The sequence below is a fragment of the Novosphingobium humi genome (assembly GCF_028607105.1).
Taxonomy (GTDB): domain Bacteria; phylum Pseudomonadota; class Alphaproteobacteria; order Sphingomonadales; family Sphingomonadaceae; genus Novosphingobium; species Novosphingobium humi.
The window spans coordinates 2713370-2727762 of record NZ_CP117417.1 but is presented as its reverse complement, the minus strand read 5'-3'; the positions used below and the strand labels follow the sequence as shown (position 1 = coordinate 2727762).

General features: G+C 65.1%; 10 protein-coding genes. 2 read left to right on the top strand and 8 right to left on the bottom strand.

Translation table 11 applies throughout. The annotated features are described in order from the left end of the window. Positions 1-11: 11 nt before the first annotated feature. The 8 genes from PQ457_RS12880 to PQ457_RS12845 all read right to left on the bottom strand — a co-directional run bounded on the left by PQ457_RS12880 (position 12) and on the right by PQ457_RS12845 (position 11611). Positions 12-419: a GlcG/HbpS family heme-binding protein gene (locus tag PQ457_RS12880; RefSeq protein ID WP_273617217.1), complete on the bottom strand. Its 408-nt coding sequence runs from the start codon at positions 417-419 to the stop codon at positions 12-14. Further along, the gene (locus tag PQ457_RS12875; RefSeq protein WP_273617216.1) at positions 416-1897 is read right to left on the bottom strand and encodes a bifunctional 3-(3-hydroxy-phenyl)propionate/3-hydroxycinnamic acid hydroxylase; all 1482 of its coding nucleotides are present in this window, start codon (positions 1895-1897) and stop codon (positions 416-418) included. The genes PQ457_RS12880 and PQ457_RS12875 overlap by 4 nt, the downstream gene beginning before the upstream one ends. A 6-nt stretch (positions 1898-1903) precedes the next feature. Then, positions 1904-3133 (bottom strand): amidohydrolase family protein, encoded by a 1230-nt coding sequence (locus PQ457_RS12870; RefSeq protein ID WP_273617215.1) that lies wholly within the window; start codon positions 3131-3133, stop codon positions 1904-1906. Between the two features lie 94 nt (positions 3134-3227). Next, positions 3228-4124, bottom strand: coding sequence for a LysR family transcriptional regulator (locus PQ457_RS12865; RefSeq protein WP_273617214.1), 897 nt, complete (start codon positions 4122-4124; stop codon positions 3228-3230). Positions 4125-4151: 27 nt separating this feature from the next. Then, positions 4152-4604 carry a hypothetical protein gene (locus PQ457_RS12860; protein ID WP_273617213.1) on the bottom strand — a complete coding sequence of 151 codons (453 nt, stop codon included), beginning with the start codon at positions 4602-4604 and terminating at the stop codon, positions 4152-4154. Beyond that, on the bottom strand, positions 4601-8065 hold the full coding sequence (locus tag PQ457_RS12855; protein ID WP_273617212.1) for a glycosyl hydrolase: 3465 nt from the start codon (positions 8063-8065) through the stop codon (positions 4601-4603). The genes PQ457_RS12860 and PQ457_RS12855 overlap by 4 nt, the downstream gene beginning before the upstream one ends. A gap of 136 nt (positions 8066-8201) precedes the next feature. Next, on the bottom strand, positions 8202-9494 hold the full coding sequence (gene rhaI / locus PQ457_RS12850; RefSeq protein WP_273617211.1) for an L-rhamnose catabolism isomerase: 1293 nt from the start codon (positions 9492-9494) through the stop codon (positions 8202-8204). Positions 9495-9517: 23 nt separating this feature from the next. After that, positions 9518-11611: a bifunctional rhamnulose-1-phosphate aldolase/short-chain dehydrogenase gene (locus tag PQ457_RS12845; RefSeq protein WP_273617210.1), complete on the bottom strand. Its 2094-nt coding sequence runs from the start codon at positions 11609-11611 to the stop codon at positions 9518-9520. A gap of 222 nt (positions 11612-11833) precedes the next feature. Between PQ457_RS12845 and PQ457_RS12840 the strand changes: the two genes are divergently transcribed. Together PQ457_RS12840 and lldD are read left to right on the top strand one after the other, a co-directional pair. Further along, a complete protein-coding gene (locus PQ457_RS12840) occupies positions 11834-13246 on the top strand; it encodes an FGGY-family carbohydrate kinase (protein ID WP_273617209.1) in 1413 nt (470 codons plus the stop codon). After that, positions 13243-14382: an FMN-dependent L-lactate dehydrogenase LldD gene (gene lldD / locus PQ457_RS12835; RefSeq protein WP_273617208.1), complete on the top strand. Its 1140-nt coding sequence runs from the start codon at positions 13243-13245 to the stop codon at positions 14380-14382. Before PQ457_RS12840 ends, lldD begins: the two co-directional genes overlap by 4 nt. The last annotated feature ends 11 nt before the right edge of the window (positions 14383-14393 follow it).

Here is a 14393-nt window from a genome sequence, read left to right as displayed (position 1 = left end):
GTGCGTTCCTTTCAAAAACCGGCGGCCGTGATGCCCGCGATCGCGCATTGCGCATCCATCTCGCCCGTGTCGCCCGACACGCCCACCGCGCCGACCACCACGCCATCGGCGCGCACCAGCACGCCGCCCGGCGAAAACACCAGATCGCCGCCCACCGTGGTGACGACCCCGCCGAAGAAGGTCGGGTTGCCCTTGGCGCGTTCGGCCAGAACGCCCGTGTCCGCACCCATGCCCAGCGCGCCATAGGCCTTGGCGCGGGCAATATCGGCGCGGAAAAAGGTTGCCCCATCCTCGCGCGCCATGGCGACCGGATGCCCGCCCGCATCCAGCACGACCATCGCCAGAGGCTTGGCCGATTGGGCGCGCGCATGGGCAAACCCGGCGGAAAGGATGGTTTGGGCCTGAGCCAGCGTAATCATGCAGCAGTCTCCAGCGATAGGCCCATTTGCGCCGCATAGGCTTTGCGCAATTCTTCGGCGGTGCCCGTGCCAAATACGTAGTGGTCGGGGCGGATCATTACCGCCTCTGCGCCCCGCGCCGCCAGCCAGGCCGACACCGCGCCGCCATCGGGCAGGGCGGCGGCATCCTCCAGCGTGAACAGGCGCCAGCCGCCGCCGGTCAGATCATCGAGCTTGCGCCCGTCGTTCAGCACCGGCTGGATGAAACGCTCGCCCGCACCCGCGCTGCCGCGATGGATGATGCCGGTCGAGATCGCCGGGATCAGGTCATGGGCGGTTTCCTGTTTGCCCTTCTGCGCCTGCGCCCGCGCGATCATCTCGGCATCGCGCGCGGCGGCCTTTACGGGGTCGAGTTCGCAAATATAGCGCCCCGCCGCCACCGCCGCCCCGATCACGCCGCGCACATGCGGATCGCGTTCGCTCTGATAGGTGCACAGGATTTCGGGCGAGGCGTGGTCCTTGATGATCGCCGCCATTTTCCACCAGAGATTGGCGACATCGCGGCAACCATGGCACATGCCCTGGCCAAAGAAGGGCGGGGTCTGATGCGCGGCGTCACCGGCAAGGAAGACATTGCCCGCCTGCCATTGTTCGGCAACCAGCCCGTGAAAGCGATAGGTGGCCGAGCGCACGATCTTGTGCGGCACATCGCCGATATAGGGGGCCAGCAGTTCGGCGACCTTTTCGGGCGCCATCATCGCGGCATCGTCCTCATGCGGAAGCAGCATCAGTTCCCAGCGGCGATGGTTGCCGCGGCCCGGCACGATGGTGGCGGGCCGCCGCGGATCGCACATCATCACCGACAGGCGCTGCAGATCGGCCTGTTCCGGCACGCCCGCAATATCGGGGAAGGCTACCTGCCCATCGACCTCGGCATCGACCACCAGCCAGGGTTCCTCGAAATCGAGATCGTCGAGCCTGATCCCCAGCGCCTTGCGCACCGGGCTGCGCGAACCATCGCAGGCAATCGCCCAGCGGGCCGCAACCTGATGCTGCGCGCCGCCCTGCGTATAGGTGATGCGCACCGGGCCATCGGACTGATCGAGCGCGGTGAATTCCGCGCCCTTGCGGAAATCCACATTCGGCATGTCGGCAAAACCGGCGCGCAGATGCTCTTCCAATTCGGGCTGATAAAAGAACCAGTCATTCGACCAGCCGAAGGGTCGGGGCATGCCCACCGTGCCCATATAGCGGATCGCCTGAGCCGATGCGCCGACATGCAGATGCCCATCGGTATCCACCATATCGGGCAGCACGCGTTCCAGCACGCCCGCCGATTGGAACAGGCGCATCATCTCGTGGTCGAGATGCACCGCGCGCGGCAGGGGGTAATGGGTGAGTTCCTTTTCCAGAACCACCACGTTGAGCCCCTCGCGGCCAAGCAGGTTCGCAGCCAGCGCGCCGACAGGCCCGCAGCCAATAATCGCAACATCGAACATGGTTTTTTACGCCGTTACCGTTTCCAGAGGGGCCTTGTGAAAGGTGCCGCCCTTCATGATTGCCTTGAGATTGTCCTTGCCCTGAAGGATCGCGACATCCTGCGTCGGATCGCCATCGACCAGCAGCAGGTCGGCCAGATAGCCTTCCTCGATCCGGCCCACCTCGATCCCCATCAACTCGCCGCCAAGGCTGGTGGCTGCGGCCAGCGCCTCAACCGGGCTGTAGCCGAAATAATCGACGAAATGCTGGAGGTCGCGCGCGTTGCAGCCGTTGGGGTTGAAGGGGAAGCCATAATCTCCGCCGATCAGCGTGCGCACGCCCATGGCTTTGAGCGCAGGCACCAGCTTGCCTTCCAGCTCCATGCGCTCGGCGGCGCTGTGCTTCATGTGGCTCATGTCGATATGGGGCGGGGGGCTGGCTTCAAGGGCCGCCACCGAAACGCCGCAGCCGGGGCCGTAGAACACTTCGTCCTTGTGCGCGGCCAGCTTTTCAGCCGTGCGTTCGCCAATATAGCTGGCGTGATAGATGATCCGGGCGCCCGCGCGCAGGGCCAGATCGACCGCCTCGTCCGTATAGGCGTGGGTGGCGATCCAGAGGCCATATTCGCGTGCCGCCTCGCGCGCGGCGTCCATTTCGTCGGTCGTATAGAGCAGGTCGGAATGGCTGCCGGGTTTGAGCGCATCCTCGCCCGAAATCACCAGCTTGACCGAGCCGATGCCCTGATCGGCGCAATATTTCATGAAGGCGCGCATGGCCTCGGGCCCGCGACCGTTGAATACGTCGCCCGTATCGACGCCCTCGGCCCCTTCCGGGCTGCGCTCCAGCGTCGAGGGGATGAGGCGCGGCCCCGGCGTTTCGCCCGCGTTGATTGCGGCGGCAAGGCGCACCTCGATACCATCGCCCAGCGCGCCTGCGGAATAGGCGCTGGTAAAACCATGGTCGAGCAGCACGCGGGCATTGCGCGTGGCGGCCACTTCCAGCTCTTCGGGCGGCAGGATGAAGGCGTGATAGATCTTTTCGACCGACGAGGCCCAGGTCAGATGCGCGTGGGCCTCGACCATGCCGGGCATCAGCGTGCCGCCGTGGCCATCGACAATGGTTGCGCCGGGCGCATCAATGGTTTCAGGCGCGTAGGCCACCTTGGCGATCCGCTCGCCATCGACCAGAACCTGCCCTTCACGCGATGCGTTGGGGCTGCCGTCGAAAATGCGGATGTTGGTAAAGAGCGTGGTCACGCCCGACTCTCCCTATCACGATTGTGTGCTTGGAGCCTCTTTTGCCAAAGCCTTTGCATCAGGTAAAATATGCAATTTTGGCATTGCCATAGTTTTAGACTATGGCTTCGCCCTCAAGCTGCCGGATTAAAGCGCCCGCCAAAGGCGACATGCCGCGCTGCTTCAGCCAGCGCACGCCCACACTGCGCTCAAACGCCGCCTCGGCAATCGGCAGGGCGCGCAGCACGCCCATCGACAGCTCGCTGGCCGCAACCCGCATGGGCAGGATCGTCACCCGGCGGCAATCGCGCACCAACGCCTTGGTGGTCAGCAGGGAATCGCAGCGGATCGCATCGCGCGGCACCGGCACCCCGGCGGCGGCAAACAGCGCATCAACCTGACGCCAGAACGCGCCCTGCGCCTCGGGCAGAACCCAGCGCAAACGGTCAGCCTGTTTCAGCGAAAAGGGGCTGGGCCAATCGGCGCCCTCGGCCCCGACAATCAGCGCAAAGGGATCGCGCGCCAGTGTGCGCTCGGCAATATCCTCGTCCGGCTCCTCCATCGCGGTGGTGACAAAGGCCAGTTCGATATCGCCCTCGCGCAGCATGGCGGTCAATTCGCGGTCGGCGCGCTCCAGCACGCTCAGCGTGATCTGCGAGAGGCTCTTTTCAAAGCGCGCCATCGCGGTGGGCAGCAGGCTGACCAGCGCGCCGGGCGTGCCGCCGATGCGCAGGGGGCCGGACAGGCCCTCGGCGGCGGCTGTCACCTCGGCCTGGGCATCGCGCAGCAGATGTTCGAGCATTTGCGCGCGCGCCTGCAAGGCATGGCCCGCCGCCGTCAGCACGATCCCGGCGCGGGTCCGTTCAAACAGGGTCGCGCCCAGCCGCGCCTCGAGCAAGGCGATGGCGCTGGACACCGAGGGTTGGGAAATGTTGAGCGCGCGCGCCGCCCCCGTGATCGAGCCTGCGCGGCATACTTCGTGAAAGGTGCGAAGGGCGCGCGGGTCGATCATGCGGGCAATTCTAGCGCGGGATGGGGTTCAGGCCAATGCTTTGCGCAGGCTGACGGGCGTAACCATCGCGGCGAGAAGTCCCGCCCACACCAGCTTTGCCGCCAAACCCGCCCCCCATGGCAATCGCACCAGCCCGAGCAGGGTCAGCGCAGCACCCGAGAGGACCACTCCGGCCAAGGCACCGCACAAAGCCAGAAGCAGCGAACGCAGGATCAGATTGGCGGGCCAGGGCGAGGCCACGCCCAGCGCCGCCACTTTGCCCGCACGCCGCGCCTTGCCCGCCAGCGCGCCGGGGACGAGCGAGCCCATCAGGCCGATCATGAAACCCTGCGGCACAAAATCGAACACATAGGCCCCGACGCCCCAGACCGGCACCGCCCCGCCGCGTCCGAAAACAAGCAGGAAGAAAGCCAGTGTGAGCACGGCGTTGATCACCATGCTCACCCCGGTTTCGCGGCGGATATAGGCCGCTGTGCTCATTTGCCCTGACCTTCAACCACCACCGGCCCGATCAGGCCCGACGTCCGCAGCGGCGCATCGGCGCGATAAGTGGGCATGGTGGTAAAGGTCACAGGCTTGGCCCCCGGTTGCTTGTCGCCGATCAGGCGGTTGATCCACAGATTGGCCACGCGGACCTCAATGTGGTTCTTGCCAGCCTTCGCCGCGCCCGACAAGTCCACCCGGTAGGGCGCATGCCAGACCATGCCGACATCCTTGCCATTGACGCTGACCTGCGCGACCTCGCGCAGATCGCCAAGGTTGAGCCAGAGCGGCTGCCCCGCCTTCCACCCCTTGGGCGCGGCGAAATCCTTGGCATAGGTGGCAATGCCAGAGAAATGGGCGATGCCGGTGTCGGCGTTTTCATTCAGGGGCTGCAGCTTGGGCAGCACCGCATTGGCAGGCGCCCCGCGACCTGCCTGGAACGCAACATTCCACGCGCCGTCCAGCGTGAGCAGCGGCGCGGGCACCAGCTTCTTGATCATCATGCCATCGGCAGGCGCGGGCTTGCGGAACACGACATGCACCGATTCCTCGCCCGCCAGCGACATGGCGATCACCGTTTCGCCATTGGTGATGCGATAGCTGACCGGCTCGAACGTGCCAGTTTCGGCGTGCCACAATTCGGGCGCCTTGCCGGTCACGCGGAAATGGGCCTCGAAACTTTCGCTGCGCTCCTTGCGGTTCACAAGGAAGTAGCTGTCGCCCGAATCCCAGCGCCGGTGGAGGAAGGGCACCTCGGCATCCGCCGCCCCGCCGACCATGCGGAAATCGGAGGCCACGCCCGCCTTGGCCAGCGCCGCCTCGACATCGCCGCTGGCGATCACACGGCCTTTGCCCACCACGGCATCGCCCGATCCGGGCCAGAGCCGCGCCACCAGCGCCTTGTAATCGGCTGTGTCCTTGTCCGAAAGGCTGGGCGTGCCCTCGGGCGCCAGACCGATGATCGTCGCGCCCCCTTCGGCCAGAGCGGCGATCCGGTGCAGCGCGGCCAGCGTCATCCGCCGCGACGACCCGCCCAGATACAGCGCCCGATATCGCGCCCCTCCCTTGGAGACGATTTCGGCCCCATCATTGGTCAACGCGCCCACCAGAGCGTCGAAATTGACGAAATCATAGGCATGGGTGGTCGGCGCATCGGCCACGCGCTTGTCGCCATACAGGCCCGTCAGCGGTGCCTCCTCGCCGTAGAAATAGCCGACATCGGCCACATTGCGCCCGTTTTGCAGCATCAATGAATTGCGCGAGAGGTAATCGACCCATGTCTTCGCTAGCGGCGCCCATGCCTCGTGCCGGTTGAAGAACTGGCCAAAGATCATCAGCGAGAGGCCCGGCACCTTGTCATCGACCGGCTGGTGGACACTGGTGTGGATCACGGGGCGGTTGACGCCCGTGACAAATTCGGTGTCGATCACATGCTTGAGCGTGCGCGGGGAATCTGCCCAATAGTTGAGCGCCGAGGTCATGCTCTCGGCCGCCACCAGATTTTGGCCATAGATATGCGCGACACTGGCCGCGCCCTTCATGTCGGCCAGATAGGAGGGGTTCGGCCCGTCCTTTTGCGCAAAGGTCCACAGCGCGGCCATCGGAATATCGGCATGGCTGCGCATCGCCATATCATCGCCAAGGCTGGGGCGGTGATCCTCCAGCGCCTCGCCATAAACCTTCAGGCCCGCGGCATGGGCCTTGGCCGCCACGGTGCCATAATGCTGCGACGCCATCAGATCGGCCAGCGTGCGGCGCCAGTCATAGAGGAACTTGTCGCTCTCCTCGCGGCTGCCCACCAAGGCCCCGGTCAGCGCAGGCAGCCATGGCGTTGGATCATAGCCGCGCAAGGCCTTGAACTGGGCCAGCATCTTGGGCGTCCAGTTGGCCGCGCCCACCTCGATGGAATCGGTCAGGATCGCGCGCACGCCATGCGCGCCCATCATGTCGGCGCCCGCCGCATCGCGATACATGCCAAGGTAATGGTCCATATAACGGCCCACCGCATCGCCATCGAACTTGTCCACCTCAAGGCCGGTGGCCTCGGGCGGGGCGGGGTGGTTGGTCGTGCCCAGCAGCGATGCGCCCATGCGGATGATCCGCCATTGCTGTCCCTTGGGCAGGGCGGGGGCCTTCCATTCCAGCGAACCGTCGGCCTGCATCATGCCGGTCAGATTGACGACCTGCGCCGCCGGGGCGCCGCTGGCTCCATCGGCGGGATTGGTCAGCGCGTAATAATCATGCGCCAGCGCAAAGCCCGACTTGGTTTCCGACAGATTGATCCTGGCCTCGCCCGATAGGCTGAAGCGGCCCAATTGCCATGGCCTGTCGCCGCCGCCCAGCGCGGCGAAGAGGCCGGGAATTTCCACGCCTTCGGCCGGGGCGCCCATATTGGACGACGAGGACGTCAGCGGATTGAGTACAAGGCGGAAGAATTTGGCCGTGACGGGGGCAAAGCTGACCGTGGTGGGCACGTCATTGACGGCAAAGCGGGCGATCTCGCGCCAGTTCTGGCCGTCATCGCTGGCCTCCAGCACCGGCTCGACCGTGGGGCCGCGGAACATGACCTTGGCGCCGGGCACAAAGACCGTGGCGCTGCGCATCGTCTGGGGCGCGTCATAGGCATAGACGACATGGCCCGGCGCGCCCGCCGCCCCGCGCGGCACGGCGACACCGGCATTGAGATCGTCATCAAAAAGCGCGGCGGCATCGACCGGCTTGCCCTCGACGCTGGCCTTGGGGATCGGGGCGGGGGCGATGGCCACCGGCATGGCCAACACGGCCACATCGCTGTAATAGGCGGGCGCGGCCTCGGGTTTGTGGCCGCTGGCCATATCGTCAAAGCCCGGAGCCTTGGCCATGCCCTGAAACGGGCCGGTCACCGATGGGGGCGCGGCCACCTTGCCCTTGAACAGCTTGCCCGGCGCGGCGGTGGTTTGGCTCCACACCAGCTTCTTCAAGCCATCCTCGGGCTTGACCCAAGGCCCGCCCGTCTCGCTCCACCCCGGCGAGGCGGCGATGGCCAGTTCCAATCCGTTGCGCTCGGCCTCCTGCGCGGCAAAGCGGAAGGCGTCCTTCCACTCCGGCGTCATATAGACGAGGCGCTTGTCCACCACCTGCGGCGTGTTGAGATTGACGTCGAAATTCTGGAGGCCGCCGATGCCCACCGCCTTCATCCATGCGATGTCCTTGGCGATGCCGTCCTTGGTGATGTTGCCGTTCATCCAGTGCCACCACACGCGGGGGCGCGCCTGTGCGGGCGGATCGCGGAACTGGGTTTCCAGATCAGGTGTGCTCTGGGCGTGAACGGGCTGTGCAAGGACAGGCAGGGCAATCGGCGCGCAGGCGGCAATCAGCGCCATGCGCAGGGCGCGGACGGAAGGGCGCAGGGCGCGGACGGAAGGGCGCAGGGCGCGGACGGAAGGGCGCAGGGCGCGGACGGAAGGCTTGGTGGCCATGATTTTGCATCTCCCCCGAGGAGTGGTTTGATAATGAGGCAATGTTTTGAAAGTATAAGGCAAAACGCCCGCGGCCATCTCTCTGCAGGAGACAGTCCACGGGCGTTGCCATCAGGTCAATCGCAAAAAGCGCGGATCACACGATCCCGGCGCCAAGGCCGACCGCCTTGCGCTCCTGCGCCTTGCGCGCGCGGTAACCGCTGGCGCGATAGGCGGCCAGCACGTCGATCGCGCCGCCCGCCTCGACGCGGGCCATGGCCAGGATCGGGGCCACATCGACATTATAGGCGCGGCGCAGGGCCTGGAACGCCATCATCGTGTCATTGGCCTCCTGCGCGCCGTGGAGAGCGGCGCGGTCGACCAAGGATGCCTTGGCAAAGCAGGCGGTGATCGCCTCGGCCGATGAGAGCATCGATTCGATCGGGTCCGTCACATTATGCGACTGGTCGATCATATAGGACGGGTTGAAGCCATCACGCGGATTGGCCTCGGCCTCGGCCAGTTCGTTGAAGACGAGGAAGAGCTGGTGCGGGTTGATCGAGCCGCTGTCCAGATCGTCGTCGCCATACTTGCTGTCGTTGAAGTGGAAGCCGCCCAGCTTGCCGAAGCGGTGGAGGCGGGCGACGATCTGCTCGATGTTGACGTTGGGCGCATGGTGGCCAAGGTCGACAAGGCATTTGCAGCGCTCGCCAATCGTCTGGGCGGCAAGGATCGAGGAGCCCCAGTCCGAAATGACGGTCGAGTAGAAGGCCGGTTCGAACATCTTGTGTTCGAGCAGCATCCGCCAGTCACCGGGCAGGGCGGCATAGATCTGCGCGGCGGAATCGAGATAGCGGTCGAGGCTGCGGGCGAAATCCTGCTGCCCCGGAAAGTTGGTGCCATCGCCGACCCAGACGGTCAGGTCGGTGGAGCCAAGCTGCCGGCCGATTTCGATGCATTCGATGTTGTGTTCGACGGCCTGTTGGCGCGCACCCGCGTCCTGAGACGAGAGCGAGCCATTGGCATAGGTGTGGGCCTGACCCACCTGATCCTGAAACGTGTTCGAATTCACCGCGTCCCAGCCAAGGCCAAGCTCCGAGGCTTCCTCGCGCAGGGCCTTGTAGTCGGCAACCTTGTCCCACGGGAAATGGGGCGAGACGCGCGGCGTCACGGTGGAAAGCTGGTTGATGACCGAGCAGTCCTCCAGCTTTTCGTGGATATTGGTGGGTTCGCCCGGAATGGGGAACTTGGCAAAGCGCGTGCCCCCGCGCCCCGCGCCCCACGAAGGGACGGCCACCGAGAAACCGGCGACGCGCTTTTTGATCGCGTCAATGTCGATGCCGGTGCGGGCCAGCTTGCGGCCCAGCGCTTCGTAATCCTCATGCAGGGCCTCAAGCCCCTTGGCGTTATGCTCCGCGATCAGATCGGCGGAAATCGGCAGATTGCTCATGATAAATCCTCTCCCAGATCCGATCAGCGCGTGAAGGCCTGAACGTTGCCTGCGTCCACATTGATCATATTGCCGGTCGATTTGGCCGAAGCATCCGAGCCAAGGAAATAGGCCGCTTCGGCAATGTCTTCGGGCAGCACATCGCGCTTGAGCATCGAGCGGTTGCGGTAATGCGCTTCCAGCTCTTCGCCCGCATCGATCTTGTTCGAGGCGGCGCGCTCCTTGCGCCAGTCGCCGTCCCAGATCTTGCTGCCCTTGATGACGGCATCGGGGTTGACGATGTTGACGCGGATGCCTTCAGGGGCGCCTTCCAGCGCAAGGCAACGGCCCAGATGGTTGGCGGCGGCCTTGGCGCTGGCATAGGCGCTGGCCCCGGCGGCGGCGGCCACGGCATTCTTCGAACCGATGAACACGAGGCTGGTGCCGCCCAGATCCTTGTTGCGCTTCATCAGGCCCCATGCGTGCTTGGCGGTCAGGAAATAGCCCTGCGCCAGCACGTCAAAGTTGCGATCCCACAGTGCCACCGTGGTCTGCTCGATGGGCGCCGAGGAGGCGATGCCCGCATTGGCGACCACCACATCCAGACCACCGAATTCACGCGCGGCGGTGTCGAACGCGGCCTTGACCTGTGCTTCGTCGGTCACATCGCAGGTGACGGCGCGGACGACGTCCTTGCCGAACTGCTTGGCGAAACCGGCGCGCACTTCCTCGACGGCCGCCGCGTCACGGTCGGCCAGCACCACACAGGCGCCTTCTTTCAGGAAGCGCGCAGCCGTCGCCGCGCCAATACCGCCCGCGCCGCCCGTGACAAAGGCCACGCGGCCGACCTGAGGCTTGGGGGCGGGCATGCGTTGCAGCTTGGCTTCCTCAAGCAGCCAGTATTCGATGTCGAAGGCTTCCTGCTCGTCCAGAGCGATATAGTCGCCGATGGCCTCGGCCCCGCGCATCACGTTGATGGCATTGCCATAGAACTCGCCCGCCAGACGGGCGGTGGTCTTGTCGGTGGCAAAGGTGATGCGGCCAACGCCCGGCACCAGCACCACGACCGGGTTGGGGTCGCGCATGGCGGGGCTGTTGGCGCGCTTGCAGCGCTCGTAATAGGCGGCATAGAAATCGCGATAGGCACTGATCTTTTCGGCCAGATAGGCATCGTCCTGCAAACGCGCAGGGTCGAGCGTCAGCGGCGCGATCTTGGTGCGCAGGAAGTGATCCGGGCAGGAGGTGCCGAGCGCTGCCAGTTCCTCAAACTTGGCCGAACCGACGAATTCCAGCGCCTCGGCATCATCCGAATAATGGCCCAGCTTGCGCCGCGCGCCCGTCATGAAGCCGCGCAGGCGGGGCATCAGATCGGCGGCAATCGCGGCGCGATCCGGGTTGGGGGCGACAATCTGGCCGCCAAAGGCAGGCTTGCCCGCCATCTTGGCGTTCAGATAGTTGGCGGCATCGGCGATCAGGCCAACGGTGTGCTCATAGCACTCCTTGGCGCTGTCGGCCCAGCAGATGATGCCGTGGCTGGCCATCATCACGCCCTGCACGCCGGGGTTGGCGCGCTGATAATCGCGCAGCATCCGGCCCAGCGTATAACCGGGCCGCTTCCACGGCAGCCAGCCGATCTTGCCGCCCCAAATTTCCTTGGTCGCCGCTTCGCCGCCCGACGAGGCCGCCAGAGCGATGATCGCGTCCGGATGAACGTGGTCAACATGGGCAAAAGGCAGCAGGCTGTGCAGCGGCGTGTCGATCGAGGCCGCGCGACCGTTCAGGTTGAACGTGCAATGGGGCAGATAGCCGACCATCTTGTCGTCATCGTCCGGCCCATTGTAATGCGCCTCAAGGCCCAGCAGTTTGTCCTGATAAAGCGTGGCAAAGCCATCCAGCTTCATCGAGCCGATGTCGCCGCCCGAACCCTTGACCCACAACACTTCGACCGTTTCACCGGTGAGAGGATCGGTGCCAGCCAATTTGGCCGAAGTGTTGCCGCCGCCAAAGTTGGTGACCGTCAGATCGCTGCCCAGCAGGTTGGAGCGATAGAGCAGCAGTTCTTCAGGGGACAGGGTGGCGGCGTAGGCATCGTCCCAGCGGCTGGTGGGGACGGCAAAAGGAATCGCGGAGTTTGTCACGCAGATATGCTCCCATGGGGGTCTGTTTGATCGGCCTCCTAACGAATCTGCTTCCCTTTGGCAATCAGATTCGATATTCAACAATCATAAACGATCAATCAAACGATCAATTTCGCACATGCAGCATGATTTCGCGCTTGCGGCGCGGACGGGAATAAGGCGCTATCGGGCGCGAGGGAGAGCGTTCTGACACAGGTTTCTGAGCATCAGGGTTGGGCAATCGTGATCGACGTCGGAAAGACGATGTCGAAGATCACCCTGTGGTCGCGCGACGGGCAATTGCTGGACCGTCAGGTGCGCCCCAATGAAAAATGCGAGGAAGGCGGCATTGCGCGGTTGGACGCGGCGGGTATCGCGGCATGGGCCACGGGTGTTCTGGGCGGCCATGCGAACAGCGGCGTCGAATATATCGTGCCGGTCGGGCATGGCGCGGGCTTCGCTGCGATCATTGACGGTGCGCTGGCTTTTGCGCCGCTGGATTACGAAGCCGCCCCGCCGCAATCCGCGATGGACGCCTATCGCGCCGCCCGCTCGCCTTTTGCGCAAACCGGATCGCCCGCGCTGCCGCAGGGGCTCAACTTTGGCGCGCATGTCTGGTGGGCCGATCGGCTGTATCCCGATGCGATGGCGCGGGCCACGCTGGTGCCATGGGCGCAATATTGGGCCTGGTGGCTTTCGGGCGTGGCGGTCAGCGAAGTGACCTCGCTGGGTTGCCATTCCGACCTGTGGAGTCCGGATGCGGCCGACTGGTCGGACCTTGCCAAGGGGCAGGGTTGGGATCGGCGGTTTGCCCCGGTGGTGAAGGCCGGCGATGTGCTGGGGCCGATCAGTCCGGCGCTGGCCGCGGCCACGGGGTTGCCTGCGACCGTCAAGGTGCTGGCGGGCCTGCATGATTCCAATGCGGCGCTGATGGCGGCGCGCGGCTTTGCCGAGATCGCCCGCAATGAGGCGACTGTCCTGTCCACCGGCACATGGTTTATCGCGATGCGCCTGCCCGCTGCGCCCATTGCCACGGCTGACCTGCCTGAGGCGCGCGCCATCCTCCCGGAGGGCAGAGATTGTCTGGTCAATGTCGATGCCTATGGGCGGCCCGTCCCTTCCGCACGCTTCATGGGCGGGCGCGAGATCGAGGCGCTGATCGAGATCGACACACGCCGGGTGGATATCAAGCCTGATCAGCCCTTGCTCCTTGCCGCTGTCCCCGCCGTGCTGGCCAAGGGTGCGATGCATATGCCGACGCTGGCCCCCGGTTGCGGGCCTTATCCCGATGCGAAGGGCGAATGGGTCAACCAGCCGGAAGATTGGTACGAGCGCCGCGCCGGGGCCTGCCTCTATGCCGCGCTGGTGGCGGATCAGGCGCTCGACCTGATCGGATCGGATGAACGCCTGCTGGTCGAGGGCCGCTTCGCCGAGGCGGAGGTTTTTGTCCGCGCCTTGGCGGCCCTGCGCCCCAAGACGCAGGTTTATGTTGGCAGCGCGCATAATGATGTCAGTTTCGGCGCGATCCGGCTGATCGATCCCGCGCTGATGCCCGAAGGCACCTTGCGCAGGATCGAGCCGCTGGATGCCGATCTCGACACCTATCGCAACCGCTGGCTGGCCCGGTTGGAGATGCCCAAGGAAAGTAACGCATGATTATCGCTTCTGTCGCCGATTTCCGGGAAGCCGCCCGCCGCCGCCTGCCGCGCTTTCTGTTCGAATATATGGATGGCGGTTCCTATGGCGAAGTCACCTTGCGCAAGAACGCCGAGGATCTGGCCCATCTGGCGCTGCGCCAGCGGGTGCTGCGCGATGTGTCGAATATTGACCTGTCGACGCAATTGTTCGGGGTGAAGCAGGCGCTGCCGGTGGCGCTGGCCCCGGTCGGCCTTGCGGGCCTGAACGCGCGGCGGGGCGAGGCGCAAGCCGTGCGCGCGGCCAACAAGGCAAATATTCCCTTCACGCTCTCGACCGTTTCGGCCTGCGCGCTGCCCGAAGTGTCGGCGGCGGCGACCAAGCCCTTCTGGTTCCAGCTCTACATGATCCGCGACCGCGCCTTCATGAAGGACCTGCTGGCCCAAGCCGTCGAGGCGCAATGCAGCGCGCTGGTCTTCACCGTGGACATGCCGGTGCCGGGCAGCCGCTACCGCGATTACCACACCGGATTGGCGGGCAGCGGCGGCCTGAAAGGCGCGGCTTGGCGCGTGGCGCAGGCCATGGTGCGGCCTGAATGGGCGTGGGATGTGGGCGTCATGGGCCGCCCGCATCATCTGGGCAATGTCGCCCCGGTGCTCAAGGGCAATACGGGCATCGAGGATTTCTTCGCCTGGATGCGCAACAATTTCGACCCCTCCATCAACTGGCGCGACCTCGATTTCATCCGCAGCGAATGGAAGGGGCCTTTGATCATCAAGGGCATCCTCGACCCCGAAGACGCGCGTGAGGCGGCCAAGCTGGGCGCTGACGGCATCGTCGTGTCCAATCATGGCGGGCGGCAATTGGACGGTGTGCTCTCCAGCGCCCGCGCGCTGCCGCCGATTGCCGATGCGGTGGGCGATGATCTGACCGTGCTGGCCGATGGCGGGGTGCGTTCGGGGCTGGACGTGGTGCGGATGCTGGCGCTGGGCGCCAAGGGCGTGCTGCTGGGCCGGGCATGGTCCTATGCGCTGGCGGCAAAGGGCGAGGCGGGCGTTTCGAAAATGCTCGACATCATCACGGCGGAAATGCGGGTCGCCATGGCGCTGACCGGATGCACCGACATTTCGCAGATCAACCGCGACATTCTCGCATAAACAATCAATAG